The 14,647-nt window shown below is 73.2% G+C and carries 17 protein-coding genes; 15 read left to right on the forward strand and 2 right to left on the reverse strand.

Annotation, left to right across the window (positions count from 1 at the left end; all coding sequences use genetic code 11):
• The first annotated feature begins 14 nt into the window (after window positions 1–14).
• The 7 genes from ASD18_RS13240 to ASD18_RS21355 all read left to right on the forward strand — a co-directional run bounded on the left by ASD18_RS13240 (window position 15) and on the right by ASD18_RS21355 (window position 6,327).
• Complete coding sequence (locus ASD18_RS13240; RefSeq protein ID WP_056092637.1) at window positions 15–956, forward strand: carbohydrate ABC transporter permease; 942 nt, start codon at window positions 15–17, stop codon at window positions 954–956.
• Window positions 953–1,864 carry a carbohydrate ABC transporter permease gene (locus ASD18_RS13245; protein ID WP_082574040.1) on the forward strand — a complete coding sequence of 304 codons (912 nt, stop codon included), beginning with the start codon at window positions 953–955 and terminating at the stop codon, window positions 1,862–1,864. The genes ASD18_RS13240 and ASD18_RS13245 overlap by 4 nt, the downstream gene beginning before the upstream one ends.
• 1 nt (window position 1,865) lies before the next feature.
• Window positions 1,866–2,864 (forward strand): ROK family protein, encoded by a 999-nt coding sequence (locus ASD18_RS13250; protein ID WP_235522394.1) that lies wholly within the window; start codon window positions 1,866–1,868, stop codon window positions 2,862–2,864.
• Entirely contained in the window at window positions 2,864–3,646 is a 783-nt protein-coding gene (gene nagB / locus ASD18_RS13255; protein WP_056092640.1) for a glucosamine-6-phosphate deaminase, read from the forward strand. Before ASD18_RS13250 ends, nagB begins: the two co-directional genes overlap by 1 nt.
• Window positions 3,647–3,707: 61 nt before the next feature.
• Entirely contained in the window at window positions 3,708–4,082 is a 375-nt protein-coding gene (locus tag ASD18_RS13260; protein ID WP_056092643.1) for a DUF3039 domain-containing protein, read from the forward strand.
• Window positions 4,079–5,899, forward strand: coding sequence for a DEAD/DEAH box helicase (locus ASD18_RS13265; protein ID WP_056093624.1), 1,821 nt, complete (start codon window positions 4,079–4,081; stop codon window positions 5,897–5,899). The genes ASD18_RS13260 and ASD18_RS13265 overlap by 4 nt, the downstream gene beginning before the upstream one ends.
• A 272-nt stretch (window positions 5,900–6,171) precedes the next feature.
• On the forward strand, window positions 6,172–6,327 hold the full coding sequence (locus ASD18_RS21355) for a hypothetical protein (protein ID WP_186814839.1): 156 nt from the start codon (window positions 6,172–6,174) through the stop codon (window positions 6,325–6,327).
• A 46-nt stretch (window positions 6,328–6,373) separates the two neighbouring features.
• Here ASD18_RS21355 and ASD18_RS13270 read toward each other — a convergent pair whose 3' ends face one another.
• Window positions 6,374–7,717, reverse strand: a complete 1,344-nt coding sequence (locus ASD18_RS13270; protein ID WP_056092645.1) for a nicotinate phosphoribosyltransferase — start codon at window positions 7,715–7,717, stop codon at window positions 6,374–6,376.
• A 58-nt stretch (window positions 7,718–7,775) separates the two neighbouring features.
• Here ASD18_RS13270 and clpS point away from each other — a divergent pair, with 58 nt between their 5' ends.
• The 7 genes from clpS to ASD18_RS13305 all read left to right on the forward strand — a co-directional run bounded on the left by clpS (window position 7,776) and on the right by ASD18_RS13305 (window position 13,516).
• The gene (gene clpS / locus ASD18_RS13275) at window positions 7,776–8,069 is read left to right on the forward strand and encodes an ATP-dependent Clp protease adapter ClpS (RefSeq protein ID WP_056092647.1); all 294 of its coding nucleotides are present in this window, start codon (window positions 7,776–7,778) and stop codon (window positions 8,067–8,069) included.
• Window positions 8,069–8,716 (forward strand): DUF2017 domain-containing protein, encoded by a 648-nt coding sequence (locus tag ASD18_RS13280; RefSeq protein WP_056092650.1) that lies wholly within the window; start codon window positions 8,069–8,071, stop codon window positions 8,714–8,716. Before clpS ends, ASD18_RS13280 begins: the two co-directional genes overlap by 1 nt.
• Window positions 8,717–8,741: 25 nt before the next feature.
• Complete coding sequence (murI, locus tag ASD18_RS13285) at window positions 8,742–9,557, forward strand: glutamate racemase (protein ID WP_056092652.1); 816 nt, start codon at window positions 8,742–8,744, stop codon at window positions 9,555–9,557.
• Window positions 9,554–10,342, forward strand: coding sequence for an MBL fold metallo-hydrolase (locus ASD18_RS13290; RefSeq protein ID WP_056092654.1), 789 nt, complete (start codon window positions 9,554–9,556; stop codon window positions 10,340–10,342). The genes murI and ASD18_RS13290 overlap by 4 nt, the downstream gene beginning before the upstream one ends.
• Before the next feature lie 88 nt (window positions 10,343–10,430).
• Window positions 10,431–11,237, forward strand: a complete 807-nt coding sequence (gene rph / locus ASD18_RS13295) for a ribonuclease PH (protein WP_056092657.1) — start codon at window positions 10,431–10,433, stop codon at window positions 11,235–11,237.
• Complete coding sequence (rdgB, locus tag ASD18_RS13300) at window positions 11,234–11,848, forward strand: RdgB/HAM1 family non-canonical purine NTP pyrophosphatase (RefSeq protein WP_056092659.1); 615 nt, start codon at window positions 11,234–11,236, stop codon at window positions 11,846–11,848. The genes rph and rdgB overlap by 4 nt, the downstream gene beginning before the upstream one ends.
• Window positions 11,849–11,869: 21 nt before the next feature.
• Window positions 11,870–13,516 carry an ABC-F family ATP-binding cassette domain-containing protein gene (locus ASD18_RS13305; protein ID WP_056093626.1) on the forward strand — a complete coding sequence of 549 codons (1,647 nt, stop codon included), beginning with the start codon at window positions 11,870–11,872 and terminating at the stop codon, window positions 13,514–13,516.
• Window positions 13,517–13,519: 3 nt separating this feature from the next.
• On the opposite strand, the gene ASD18_RS13310 is transcribed toward ASD18_RS13305, so the two are convergent.
• The gene (locus ASD18_RS13310; protein WP_056092661.1) at window positions 13,520–14,074 is read right to left on the reverse strand and encodes an NUDIX hydrolase family protein; all 555 of its coding nucleotides are present in this window, start codon (window positions 14,072–14,074) and stop codon (window positions 13,520–13,522) included.
• 146 nt (window positions 14,075–14,220) lie between these two features.
• On the opposite strand from ASD18_RS13310, the gene trxA reads away from it, so the two are divergent.
• Window positions 14,221–14,592, forward strand: coding sequence for a thioredoxin (trxA, locus tag ASD18_RS13315; RefSeq protein WP_055921401.1), 372 nt, complete (start codon window positions 14,221–14,223; stop codon window positions 14,590–14,592).
• The last annotated feature ends 55 nt before the right edge of the window (window positions 14,593–14,647 follow it).

A 14,647-nucleotide genomic window follows, 5' to 3' on the forward strand; every position in this document is an offset into this window, starting at 1 on the left:
CAGGAGCTCTCCCCATGGCAGCCACTGCCCCCGCGCTGCAGCAGGACGACGCAGCAGTCGTCTTCCCGCGTCGCCGCCGCCGCAAGCTCGGCGTGTACGGCCTGCTCGTCCCCGCCGCGATCCTCATGGGCGTCGCGCTCGGGTACCCGCTGGTCCGTCAGTTCGTCATCTCCTTCCAGGAGTACGGCCTGCGCCAGCAGTTCGGCCAGCCCGCCGAGTGGGTGGGCCTGCAGAACTACACCGAGCTGCTGACGGACCCCTACGTGTGGACCGTCATCGGCCGGTCGATCGCCTTCTGCCTGGTCAACGCCGCGGTGACGATGCTCGTCGGCGTCGCGTTCGCGGTCCTCATGACCCGGATCGGCAAGGCCTCGCGCATCACGCTGCAGGTGGCCCTGCTGCTCGCCTGGGGCACCCCGGTGCTCGCGTCGATGACCGTGTGGCAGTGGCTGTTCGACTCGCAGTACGGCGTCATCAACTACGTGCTGGCCCACGTCTTCGGGCTGGACGACATGGCCGGCCACTCGTGGATCATCCAGCCGCTGTCGTTCTACTTCGTGGCGACCGTCATCGTGGTCTGGATGTCCGTGCCGTTCGTGGCGTTCTCGGTCTACGCCGGCCTGCTCCAGGTGCCCGAGGAGACGATGGAGGCGGCCCAGCTCGACGGGGCGTCGTCCCGCCAGCGGTTCTGGAACATCACCATCCCGATGGTCCGTCCGGTGCTGTCGATCGTGCTGCTGCTGCAGGTCATCTGGGACTTCAAGGTCTTCACGCAGATCTACGTGCTCCAGCGCGCGGGCGCACCGACCCGCGAGACCAACCTGCTGGGCACCCTCATCTACTCGTACGCCAGCGAGTTCTCGATGGCCGGCGCGCTGGCCACGATCATGCTGGTGATCACGCTCGCCCTCACCGGGTTCTACATCCGGCAGATGCTGAAGGAGGACGAGCTGTGAGCGCCCTCGCCACACCCGCCCCGACCACGCTGGACCCCGTGCCGGGCCGCCCGGTGCGCTCCTCGGAGGCCGGACGCGCGCAGTCCCGCGGCGGTCGCCGCGCGCTCGGCGTGCTGGCGGTCGTCCTGTCGGTCGCCTGGGTCTTCCCCATCTACTGGATGATCAACAGCGCGTTCCTGCCGCTGAACAAGCTGCAGACGCCGACCCCCACGTTCTTCCCGGTCGAGGGGACGCTGTCCAACTTCCGGCGCGTGCTGGACGACCCGAGCTTCTGGGCGTCGATGCGGGTGTCGCTCGCGGTGGTCGCGATCGTGCTGGTCGCCGCGCTGATCTTCGCGTTCCTGGCGGCCCTCGCGGTGAGCCGGTTCCGGTTCCGCGGACGCAAGGGCTTCATCCTGACCATCCTCGTGGTGCAGATGATCCCGGCCGAGGGCCTGTTCATCTCGCAGTACCAGATGCTCGACGGCTGGAACCTGGTGAACAAGGTGGCAGGCCTCGCGCTCGTCTACACGGCGGCGATCCTGCCCTTCACCATCTGGATGCTGCGCGGGTTCGTGGCCGGCGTGCCCATCGAGCTCGAGGAGGCCGGGATGGTCGACGGCCTGTCGCGCACCGGCGCGTTCTTCCGCATCACGTTCCCGCTGCTGGCCCCCGGGCTGGTCGCCGCCGGCGTGTACGGCTTCCTGCAGGCGTGGAACGAGTACACCCTGGCCCTGGTCGTGATGACCGACCCCGCCCAGCGCACCCTCCCGCTCTGGCTCCAGGGGCTCGTCGAGTCCAACCGGGCCACCGACTGGGGCGTGGTCATGGCAGGGTCCGCACTGATCGCGATCCCCGTGATCGTGTTCTTCCTCTTCGTCCAGAACAAGATGACGTCCGGGCTCGTCGCGGGTGCGGTGAAGGGCTGACGTGAGCACGCAGGGGATCCCGACGCCGCCGAGGCGCGCGTCGGACGGGGGAGCGCGGCCGTGGTCGGTCGGGCTGGACGTCGGGGGCACCAAGGTGCTCGGCGTGCTGCTGGACGCCGGCGGGGTGGTCCGTCACCAGCTGCGGTCGGCCAGCGTCGCCGGAGCGGACGGGGTGGTCGCCACGGCGGTCGCCGTGGTCGAGGAGCTGGCCGCGGGCGCGGGCATCGCGGTCACCGAGCTGGCCGGGGTGGGCATCGGCCTGCCCGGCGTGGTCGATCCCACCGACGGCACCGTCGAGCACGCGGTCAACCTCGGCATCGAGGAGCGCACCCCGCTCGCGGCGCTGGTCGCCGAGCGGCTCGGGGTGCGCGTCCGCGTGGAGAACGACCTGACGGTCGCGGTCGTCGGTGCTGCCCACACGGTCGACGGCGAGCACGCCTCGACCGACGACGCCGTGGTGCACGACCTCGCGTTCCTGGCGCTCGGCACGGGCCTGGCCGCCGGTCTGCTCCTCGAGGGCCGGCTGCGGCGGGGCTCGACGGGCGGCGCGGGCGAGATCGGGCACCTGACGCTCGTGCCCGACGGCCTGCCGTGCAAGTGCGGTCAGCTGGGCTGCCTCGAGCAGTACGCCTCCGGGTCGGCGCTCGACGCCGCCTGGCCGAGCCGGTACGGGCGTCCCGCGCCCGAGGAGCTGTTCGCCGCTGCCGAGGCCGGTGACGCGCGCGCGGTCGAGATCCGCGACCAGTTCGCGTGGGCCGTCGCCGCCGCGGTGCGGATCCTGGTGCTGACCTGCGACGTCGAGCTGGTGGTGATCGGCGGCGGCGTGAGCGCGCTCGGTCAGCCGCTGCTGCGGGCGGTGACCGCGGAGCTCGAGAGGGAGGCGCAGGCGTCGCCGTTCCTCGCCACCATGGGTCTGGCGAAGCGCGTGAGTCTTGCCCCCGCCGACGTTCCCGTCGGCGCGGTCGGTGCGGCCCTGCTGGGCAGAGGGGAGTACGTCTGATGGAGGTCGTCATCGCGCCGGGCCCGGAGCTGGGCCGCCTGGCCGCCTCGGCCATCGAGCAGCTGGTGCGGGAGCAGCCCGACGCGGTGCTGGGGCTCGCCACCGGGTCGAGCCCGCTCGCCGTCTACGACGAGCTGGCCCGCCGGCACGCCGAGCACGGGCTGTCGTTCGCGCGCGCCCGCGCGTTCATGCTCGACGAGTACGTCGGGCTCGCTGCGGACCACCCGGAGCGTTACCGCAACGTCATCGAGAAGGACCTCGTGTCCCGGGTGGACTTCGCGCCCGGTGCGGTGCAGGGGCCGGACGGCCTCGCGGAGGACCTCGTCGGGGCCTGCGCGGCGTACGAGGACGCGATCGCGTCCGTGGGCGGCGTGGACCTGCAGATCCTGGGCATCGGCACCGACGGGCACGTCGCGTTCAACGAGCCCGGCTCCTCGCTCGCGTCGCGGACGCGCATCAAGACGCTCACCCGGCAGACGCGCGACGACAACGCCCGGTTCTTCGGCGGCGACGTCGACCAGGTCCCGCAGCACGTCCTCACGCAGGGGCTGGCGACGATCATGTCCGCGCGGCACCTGGTCCTGGTGGCCACCGGCAAGGGCAAGGCCGAGGCCGTGCACCAGCTGGTCGAGGGGCCGGTCAGCGCGATGTGGCCCGCGACGGTCCTGCAGCACCACCCGCACGTCACGGTGCTCGTCGACGAGGCCGCCGCGAGCCGCCTGCAGCTGGCCGCCTACTACCGCGAGACGTTCGCCTCCAAGCCGGCCTGGCAGGGCCTCTGAGCCCGGTCCCACCCGCGGACGCCCCCGGACGGTGTCCGAGCCCCGACGTACACTTCACGCCATGACCGAGCCCCTGCCGCAGCGCACCGGACCCGACGACCCGTTCTCCTCGGACCCGGGCACGTCGACCAGCGTGCTGGAGCGCGAGGAGACCACGGAGCAGGTCGAGCCGGGGGACCACGAGCGGTTCGCGCACTACGTGCGCAAGGAGAAGATCCTCGACTCCGCGATCAGCGGCAAGCCGGTCATCGCCCTCTGCGGCAAGGTGTGGGTGCCCGGCCGGGACCCGAACAAGTTCCCCGTCTGCCCGGTGTGCAAGGAGATCTACGAGGGCCTCCGGGAGCCGCAGGACGGCGACAAGAACGAGGGCGGCAAGGACTCCGGCGGCGGCCGGAAGTGGGGCTTCGGCCGCAACCCCGGCAGCGGCGGCGCGTGACGGCCGCCCCGCGCCCGTCCTCCCTCCCCTCGACCCACGCGTCCTCGTCTGCGGCGTCCCAGCTGCCGCCGGCGTTCCCCGCGCGTGCGCCCTGGGGAACGGCGGGCAAGCTGCGCGCCTGGCAGGCGGAGGCGATCGAGCACTACCGGACCGCCAACCCGCGCGACTTCCTCGCGGTGGCCACGCCCGGCGCCGGCAAGACGACGTTCGCCCTGCGGATCGCCACCGAGCTGCTCGAGGCGAAGCTGGTCCGGCGGGTGACCGTCGTCGCGCCCACGGAGCACCTCAAGCGGCAGTGGGCCGACGCGGCCGCCCGGGTGGGCATCACCCTCGACCCCAACTTCAGCAACGCGCAGGGCCGGCACGGGCACGGCTTCGACGGCGTCGCGGTGACGTACGCCCAGGTGGCCAGCAAGCCCGCGCTGCACGCCGCACGGACTGCGGCCGCACCCACGCTGGTGATCCTCGACGAGGTGCACCACGGCGGCGACGCGCTGTCCTGGGGCGACGCGGTGCGGGAGGCGTTCGAGGGCGCCACCCGCCGGCTCGCCCTGACGGGCACGCCGTTCCGCTCCGACACCGCCGCGATCCCGTTCGTGCGCTACGACCGAGGGGGCGACGGCATCCGGCGCAGCGTGGCCGACTACACCTACGGGTACGGCGACGCGCTGCGCGACCACGTGGTGCGGCCGGTGATCTTCCTGTCGTACAGCGGCTCGATGCGGTGGCGCACCAAGGCGGGCGACGAGATCAGTGCCCGCCTGGGCGAGCCGCTCACCAAGGACATCACCGCGCAGGCGTGGCGCACGGCCCTGGACCCGAACGGTGAGTGGATCCCGAGCGTCCTCGCGGCGGCCGATCGTCGCCTGACCGAGGTGCGCCGGGCCATCCCCGACGCGGGCGCCATGGTGATCGCCACGGACCAGACCGACGCCCGCGCGTACGCCGGCCACCTGGCGCGGATCACCGGGAGGTCCCCGACCATCGTGCTCTCGGACGACGACGGCGCCAGCGACCGGATCGACGAGTTCTCCGCGGGCGACTCCCGCTGGCTCGTGGCCGTCCGGATGGTCTCCGAGGGCGTGGACGTACCCCGGCTGGCCGTCGGCGTGTACGCGACCAGCACCGCGACGCCGCTGTTCTTCGCGCAGGCGGTCGGCCGGTTCGTGCGTGCGCGCCGGCGGGGGGAGACCGCCTCGGTCTTCCTGCCGAGCGTCCCGCAGCTCCTCGCGCTGGCCAACACCCTGGAGCTCGAGCGGGACCACGCGCTGGACCGCCCGAAGACGCTCGAGGAGCAGGGCATCGACGTCGGGCTCGACGACGGGCTGCTGGACGAGGCGAACCGGGAGCGCAACGGCGCCGACGAGATTGGCCCGGACGGCAAGCAGGGGGCGTTCGAGGCGCTCGAGGCGCAGGCGTCCTTCGACCGGGTGCTCTTCGACGGTGGCGAGTTCGGCACGGGCGCGGAGATGGGCTCCGACGAGGAGCTGGACTTCCTGGGCCTGCCCGGGCTGCTCGACGTGGACCAGGTCTCGGCGCTCCTGCGGCAGCGGCAGGCCGATCAGATCAGCGGTCGGAAGAACAAGGGCGCGCCGGCGGAGGCACTGGCGGAGATGGACCACCGCAAGCAGGCGGAGCTCCGCAAGGAGCTCTCGCAGCTGGTGGGGGCGTGGGCGCGCAAGAGCGGTCAGCCGCACGGGTCCGTGCACAACGAGCTGCGGCGCCGGTGCGGCGGGCCCGAGGTCGCCCTGGCCGATCCCGACCAGCTCACCGCGCGCGTGGCGATGGTGCGCGGGTGGTTCGTCGGCAAGCGCTGACGTGCGTCGGGGCGATGCTCGATGAGCATCGCGCGATTACATCCACGAGCGGGTGACTTGCAAGGGCCGTCTCATCATGCGGACAGGGCAAATCCGCAGTAAAACCGCAGGTCACGGCCCTGGACGCGCGACCACATAGCATTTCGGTTCCCCCGCGCAACTTTTCTCTCGACGTGCCGAGTGCGGCCAGGGCTGCCACCGTTGTCCTGTGACCACGGCGCCGGGTACCCCCGGACCGCCTGATCGGTGACCACAGATCGAAAGGGTCAACCATGCCTACCTGGCTCATCCTCATCCTTGTCGGCGTCGTCCTCGTCATCCTTGGCGTGGCGACGAACATCGGCCAGTTCCTCATCTGGATCGGCGTCATCGTGCTCGTCGTCAGCCTGATCCTGGGGCTGGTCGGCCGGGGCCGCTCGCGCGTCTAGCTCGACGGAACACACTCCGCAGTACCGGCGCTGCGGCTCGGGCCCCTCAGTCCCCGAGCCGCAGCGCCACGGTCGGCACCGCTGCCTCGTCGGCAGACAGCCGTCGCGCCCCGCGCGGCAGCTCGTCCCGCGAGGCGCGGTGCCGTTCTGCTGCCCGGCGCACGCCGTCCGGGCCTGTCCACGCGGTGTCGACCACACCGTCGGTGACGAGCGGGACGTGCAGGGCGCGCAGCGACGCGTCGGAGGACGACCAGGTCACGACGTCGTCGTCGCGCCCCGTGACGAGCACCTCCTCCACCGCCCGGCCGTCGGGACCGAGCCGCCGCGCCGCCGCCTTGCGGCCGCCCACGCTGATCTTGCCGCGCGCCGCCTTGGCCACAGGCGCCAGGGCCCCGTCGGCCCCCTCACGGGCGACGAGCTTGTAGACCATCCCGCACGTCGGCGCTCCCGATCCCGTGACCACCGAGGTGCCGACCCCGTAGGAGTCCACCGGGGCGACCGCGAGCGACGCGATCGCGTACTCGTCCAGGTCCGACGTCACCGTGATCTTCGTGCCCTGCGCGCCCGCCTCGTCGAGCTGCGCCCGCACCTCGTGCGCCAGGACGCCGAGGTCGCCGGAGTCGAGCCGCACCGCGCCCAGGCCGGTCCCGGCCGCCGCCAGGGCGAGCTCCACACCGCGCCGGACGTCGTAGGTGTCGACGAGCAGCGTGGTGCCGGTCCCGAGCGACGCGACCTGCGCGGCGAACGCCGCTGCCTCGTCGTCGTGCAGGAGCGTGAAGGCGTGGGCCGCGGTGCCGATCGTCGGCAGGCCGTACCGGCGCCCGGCCTCGAGGTTCGACGTGCCGACGAACCCCGCGACGACCGCCGCCCTGGCCGCCGCGACCGCCGCCTCCTCGTGCGCCCGCCGCGACCCCATCTCGAGGCACGGCCTATCGACGGCCGCGCTGGTCATCCGGGACGCCGCGGACGCGACCGCCGAGTCGTAGTTGAGGATCGACAGGACGAGGGTCTCCAGCAGCACGGCCTCGGCGAACGTGCCCTCGACCACCATCACCGGGGACGACGGGAAGAACACCTCACCCTCGGCGTACCCGACGATCGAGCCGGTGAACCGGTAGTCGGCGAGGAACGTCAGGGTCGCGTCGTCGACGACCCCCTCGTGAGCGAGCCAGTCGAGCTGGGCCGCCCCGAACCGGAACCTCTCGAGGGACTCCAGCACCCGCCCGGTCCCCGCGAGCACCCCGTACCGCCGGCCGGCCGGGAGCCGCCTGGTGAACACCTCGAAGACGCAGCGCCGGTCCGCGGTCCCGTCGGCGAGGGCGGCCTGCAGCATGGTGAGCTCGTACCGGTCGGTGAGCAGCGCCACGCTGGGCGGGTGCGGGTCGGTCATGGGCCCAACGTAGGGCGCGTGTGCCCGGGCGGCTCGGCGCCCACCTACAGTGGACGGCGTGCCAGTGCAGACCCTCCCCGACGCCCTCGTCGAGGAGGAGGAGAAGACCGACGTCGCCGACCCGTGGGTGACGATCGTCTGGAACGACCCGGTCAACCTCATGAGCTACGTCACGTACGTGTTCGAGTCCTACTTCGGGCATCCGAGGGCGAAGGCCGAGAAGCTCATGAAGCAGGTGCACGAGCAGGGCCGGGCGGTCGTGTCCACCGGTTCGCTCGAGGCGATGGAGGTCGATGTGCAGGCGATGCACGGGTTCGGGCTCTGGGCGACGCTCCAGCGCAGCGGGCAGTGATGCGCGGCTTCAAGCGCCGCCGCGGGATGTACGCCGCGCGCCTCGACGCGGACGAGCGCGAGGTCGTCGCCGCTCTCGTCGCGGACGTCGCCGAGTTGCTGGGCGGCGGGCGCCTGGAGTCGCGGGACCCGGTCCCGGCCGGTGACGGGAACCCGCGGATGCGGATCGAGCCGCTGGCGCCCCCGTCGGACCCCGCCGTGCGGCGGCTCCTGCCCGACGCCTCGCGCGACGACCCGGAGATCTCCGCGGAGTTCCGGCGGCTGACCGAGGACGACCTGCGGGCCGACAAGATCGCCCGTCTCGCCCGGCTCTGGGACGCCCTGACGACGCCCGTCGACGGCTGGCGCGCGGACGCGTTCGTCGTCGCGCCGGACGACGCGCGGGACGTCGCGGCGGCGATCACGGACCTGCGCCTGGTGCTCGCCGAGCGCCTCGGCATCCGCACGGACGAGCAGGCCGAGCACCTGTACGACACCCTCCTGGACTCGCCGCAGGCCGAGGTGGCCCAGGAGGCGGCCGAGGCGCTCGACCCCGCAGCCCGCCGGTACCTCGTCGCCGTGTACGGCGCGCTGAGCTGGTTGCAGGAGTCGCTCGTCGAGGTGCTGCTGCACGACCTGCGCGCCGCCGGTCGCCCGGGCGAACCGTGAGCGTGCAGCGGTTAGGCTCGTCCGCGTGAACGACGCCCCCCTCGGCATCTTCGACTCCGGCGTCGGCGGGCTCACCGTTGCCCGGTCGATCCTCGACCAGCTGCCCCAGGAGTCCACCCTCTACATCGGCGACACGCTGAACACCCCGTACGGGTCCAAGCCGCTCGCCGCGGTGCGCGCGCACGCGCTCGAGGTGATGGACGACCTGGTGGACGCCGGCGTGAAGCTGCTGGTCATCGCGTGCAACACCGCGTCGTCGGCCATGCTGCGCGACGCCCGCGAGCGGTACACCCTGCGCCGGGGCATCCCGGTGGTCGAGGTGATCCTGCCCGCCGCGCGCCGTGCCGTGGCGGCCACCCGGTCCGGGCGCATCGGGGTGATCGCCACCAAGTCCACGGTCGAGTCGCGCTCGTACGACGACGCGTTCGCCGTGGCGCCCGGGATCGAGCTGACCACGCGGGCGTGCCCGGAGTTCGTGCGCCTGGTCGAGGCCGGCATCACGTCCGGCCCCGAGGTCCTCGCGTACGCGCACGAGTACCTGGACCCGGTGCGCGAGGCCGGGGTCGACACCCTGGTCCTCGGCTGCACCCACTACCCGCTGCTCACCGGGGCGATCTCCTACGTCATGGGCGAGGAGGTGACCCTCGTGTCGAGCGCCGAGGAGACCGCCAAGGACGTCTACCGCACGCTCGTCGCGCACGACCTGGAGCGCGACCCCGCTGCGGGTCCGCCGACGCACCGGTTCCTGGCCACCGGCGACCCGGCGCAGTTCCGCACCCTCGCCCGGCGCTTCCTCGGCCCGGAGGTCGAGACCGTCGAGTCCAGCGCGGCACTGCGATGAGGCTCACGGTCCTCGGCTGCGCCGGCTCGTTCCCCGGCCCCGACTCGGCGGCCTCGGGGTACCTCGTCCAGGCGGACGACGCCGACGGGCGCACCTGGACCGTCCTGCTCGACCTCGGCAACGGCGCCCTGAGCGCCCTGCAGCGGTACGGCGACCCCACCCGGCTCGACGCGATCGGGCTGTCGCACCTGCACGCCGACCACGTGGCCGACATGGTGGTGCTCAACGTGCTCCGCAGGTACCGCCCGGAGGGGCCCTGTGCGCCGGTCGCGGTGCACGGGCCGACCGGGACCGCGGATCGCCTCGCGCAGCTGGCCGGGAAGGACCCCGCCACCAGCACCGACGGGCAGTTCGACGTGGTCGAGTGGCGTGCCGGATCGCGCGTCGTCGTCGGGCCGCTCGTGCTGGAGCCGGTGCCCGTCGAGCACCCGATCCCCGCGTTCGGCATCCGGGTCTCCGGGCCCAGCGACGCGGATCCCGCCCGGACCGTCACGCTCGCGTACACGGGCGACACCGACGCGTGCGCCGGTCTGGACGACCTCGCCGCCGGGGTCGACCTCCTGCTGTCGGAGGCGGCCTACGTCGAGGGTCGCGACGACGCCTCGCGGGGCGTCCACCTCACGGGCCGACGCGCCGGCGAGGCCGCGGCGCGCGGGGGAGCGGGCCGGCTGGTGCTGACGCACATCCCGGCCTGGAACGACCCGGCGGTGACCGTCAGCGAGGCGTCCGCGGTGTACGACGGCCCCATCGAGCTGGCCCACCCCGGCGGCGTGCACGTCCTCTGAGGCACCCAGCGTCCGCACTCGAGGGGGTTCCAGCCCTCCGGAGTGCGGACGTCCGGGGGTGTCGGGGCGCGCGGTTAGGCTCGTCGTCATGACTTCTGCTGCCACCACCTCGTCTGCGACCGGGAGCCCGACGCGCGTCCGCGCCGACGGACGCGCCCCCGACCAGCTCCGTCCCGTGACCCTGACGCGCGGCTTCCTGGAGGCGGGCGAGGGCAGCGTGCTCGTCGAGTTCGGGGGCACCAAGGTGCTCTGCGTCGCGTCGTTCACCCCGGGCGTGCCGCGCTGGAAGAAGGGCTCCGGCGAGGGCTGGGTCACCGCCGAGTACTCGATGCTCCCGCGCGCGACGTCCAGCCGCTCGGACCGCGAGTCGGTCAAGGGGCGCGTCGGCGGGCGCACGCACGAGATCTCGCGGCTGATCGGTCGGTCGCTGCGCGCGATCATCGACGTCTCCGCGCTCGGCGAGAACACGATCGTGCTCGACTGCGACGTGCTGCAGGCCGACGGCGGCACCCGGACCGCCTCGATCACGGGCGCGTACGTCGCGCTCGCCGACGCGGTCGCGTGGGCGGTCGAGAACAAGCACATCCCCAAGAACAAGGTCGTGCTGCGCGACTCGGTGGCCGCGGTGAGCGTCGGCATCGTCGACGGGCTGCCCGTGCTGGACCTGCCCTACGTCGAGGACGTGCGGGCCGAGACGGACATGAACGTCGTGGTCACGGGGTCGGGCACGTTCGTCGAGGTGCAGGGCACCGCCGAGCACGCGCCGTTCGACCGCGCGGAGCTCGACTCGCTGCTGGACCTCGCGGTCGCCGGCACCGCCCAGCTCACGGCCCTGCAGGTCGCGGCGCTGGCCTCGGCACCGGCGGACGGCTCGGCCACGCGGCTGGTGCGGTGAGCGCGCGGCTGGTCCTCGCGACGCACAACGCCCACAAGGTCGGCGAGCTGCGCGCGATCCTCGCCCCGGTGCTGCCCGGGCTGGACCCGTCGTCGGTGGTCGGTGCCCGCGACGTGGGCGCCCCCGAGCCCGTCGAGGACGGTGTCACGTTCGCCGAGAACGCCTTGATCAAGGCGCGCTCGCTCGCCGCGTTCACCGGGCTCCCCGCGGTCGCGGACGACTCAGGGCTGGCGGTCGACGTGCTGGGCGGTGCGCCCGGCATCTTCTCGGCGCGCTGGGCTGGCCGGCACGGTGACGACGCGGCCAACCTCGCGCTCCTGCTGGCGCAGCTCGCCGACGTCCCGGAGCCGCACCGCGGCGCCCGCTTCGTCTGCGCCGCGGCGCTGGTCACCCCGGACGGGTTCGAGCACGTGGAGACCGGCACGCTCGAGGGCGTGCTGGCCGCGGAACCTCGCGGCGCCGGCGGCTTCGGGTACGACCCGATCCTCGTGCCGGTCGGCGAGACCCGGTCGTGCGCGGAGCTCACGCCGGCGGAGAAGAACGCGATCAGCCACCGCGGCACGGCGTTCCGCGCGCTCGTCCCCACGCTGGTGCGGGTGCTCGGGGGATGACCCGCAGTGTCTGACGGCCACGTGCAGCTGGTGGCGGACGCGGTGACCTACGGGTACCCGGGTCACCCCGTGCTCGAACGCGTGGACCTGGTGGTCAGCGCCGGGGACCGGGTGGGCGTCGTCGGGGAGAACGGGGCCGGCAAGACGACCCTGCTGCGGGTCCTCGCGGGTGAGCTCGCACCGCAGACCGGGACCGTGCACCGCAGCGGCACGCTCGCCTCGGTGGAGCAGGAGCTCGACGCACCCGGTGGCGCGACCGTCGGCACCTTCGTCGCGGAGGCCCTCGGCGGCATCCGCGCCGCCGCGGCCGAGCTCGAGGCGGCCATCGCGGGGTTCGACCACGAGTCCGGCGACCTCGCGCGGCTGACCGCCGCCGTCGCCCGCTACGAGCACCTCGCCGCCTGGGACGCCGACCGCCGGGTCGACGAGGCGCTGACGCGGTTCGGTGCACCGCGCGAGGCGGACCGGCGGCTGGACCAGCTGAGCGTCGGCGAGCGGTACCGGGTGCGGCTGGCGTGCCGGATCGGGGAGCGCGCGGACCTGCTGCTCCTGGACGAGCCCACCAACCACCTGGACGCGGCCGGCATCGACTACCTGACCGCGCAGCTGCGGGAGTGGCCGGGCGCGGTCGTCATCGTCACGCACGACCGCCGACTGCTCGACGACGTGATGACCGCGATCCTCGACCTCGATCCCGCCATGGACGGCAGGCCCGCGCTGTACGGCGCCACGCGGTACTCCGACTACCGGTTCCTCAAGAGCCAGATGATCCGGCGCTGGCGGGCGCGGTACCGGGCCGAGCGCAAGCGGGCGGTCCAGCTGGCCGAGCGGCTCGACTCGACGTACGAGAACCTCTCCGACGAGTGGCGCCCGCCCAAGGGATCCCAGACGCACCGGCGTGCCACGCGCGCGCGGGGGCACGTCAAGGCGGCGGACCGGCTGATCCAGCAGCTCGAGGCCGACGCCGTCGAGGTGCCGACGCCGCCGCTGGTGCTCACGTTCCCCGACCTCCCCTCGCTCCCGCCGCAGCCGCCGACGGGGCCGCTCCTGGACCTGCGCGCGCCGCGGGTGACCGGTCGCCTCGACCTCGCCGGGGTGCGCGTCGACGTCCCCGCGTGCGGGCGCCTGCTGGTCACCGGGCCCAACGGCTCCGGCAAGTCGACCCTGCTCGCGGCGCTGGCGGGATCCGTCCGGCTCGACCGCGGCGTGCGCTCGATCGCGCCCGGCGTGCGGCTCGGGGTGCTCGCCCAGGAGGGTCCGACGGAGCACGCCGCGGCCCTCGTCGCCCACCCGCGCGCCGCCGGGGCCGCCGAGCAGCTCTCCGGGTTCGACGCGTACGCGCGCCACGCGTTGACGCTCCTGGAGGCTCAGCTGCTCGACCCCGGTCAGCTGGTCCCGATCGCCGCGCTCGGTCTGCTCACCGAGGAGGACCTCGACCGGCCGCTGCGCGAGCTGTCCGTCGGTCAGCGGCGCCGGTTCGATCTCGCGTGCGCGCTGCTGGCGGCTCCGCACGTGCTCATCCTCGACGAGCCGACGAACCACCTGTCCGTCGGGCTGGTGGACGAGCTCACCGCCGCACTGCGGGCCACGTCGGCCGCGGTGGTCGTCGCCACCCACGACCGCCGGATGCGGGCTGACCTGGCGGACTGGCCGGAGCTCAGCCTGTAGCTCTCACGGCAGGCGGCCGACGTATCCCATCGCCTGGCGGAGCAGGAGGCCCTGCCCGCCGTTCATCTCGAACTGGATCTGCTGCGCGCACGCCTCCTCGGGCGTCATCCACGCGAGGTCGATGGCGTCCTGCTGCGGCCGGCAGTCGCCGAGCACCGGCACCACGTACGCGAGCGACACCGCGTGCTGTCGCGGGTCGTGGTACGGCGTCACGCCGGGCGTCGGGAAGTACTCGGCGACGGTGAACGGCTGCGGCGACGCGGGGATCTGCGGGAGAGCCACCGGGCCGAGGTCCTTCTCGATGTGCCGCAGCAGCGCGTCGCGCACCCGCTCGTGGTACATCACGCGACCGCTGATCAGCGCCCGGGACATGACGCCCTCCTGCGTGACCCGCAGCAGCAGGCCCACCTGCACGACGTCGCCCGAGTCGTCCACGCGCACCGGGATGGCGTCGATGTAGAGGATCGGCAGCTGCGTGCGGGCACGACCGATCTCCTCGGGGCTGAGCCAGCCGGCCGGACGTTCGGGGCCGCGGGGGTACTCGGCGGAAGCGGTCACTGACCATGTCTACCTCGCCGGGAGCGCCCGCGACGGGCACGCCGCGCGGATCCGGGCCTCCCGAGGTGTGCGTCCCACCACCCTCGGGAATAGTCGTGGGTGGTTGCGTGCTCTATCTGGCGGTAACCGAGGACTGGAGGAACGTCATGGCGACGACTGAGCTGACCGGTAGCACGATCGGCCAGACCATCAAGGACAACGAGATCGTCCTTGTCGACTTCTGGGCAGAGTGGTGCGGGCCGTGCAAGCGGTTCGGACCCGTCTTCGAGGACTCCTCGGAGAACCACCCGGACGTCGTGCACGCGAAGGTCGACACCGAGGCCGAGCAGGAGCTGGCCGCCGAGCTGCAGATCTTCTCGATCCCGACCCTGATGGCCTTCCGCGACGGCATCCTGGTGTTCAACCAGGCCGGCGCGTTGCCCGCTCCCGCGCTGGAGCAGGTGGTCGAGGCCGTGAAGGCGCTGGACATGGACGAGGTGCGCGAGAAGATCGCCGCCGCGGCCACCACGGACGCCTGACCTGACGTCAGAAGGGCCGGCCCCCGGGATGGGGACCGGCCCTTCTGCGTGCGCG

Origin of the sequence: Cellulomonas sp. Root137, assembly GCF_001426725.1 — a bacterium.
In the GTDB taxonomy this organism is placed as follows: Bacteria; Actinomycetota; Actinomycetes; order Actinomycetales; family Cellulomonadaceae; genus Cellulomonas.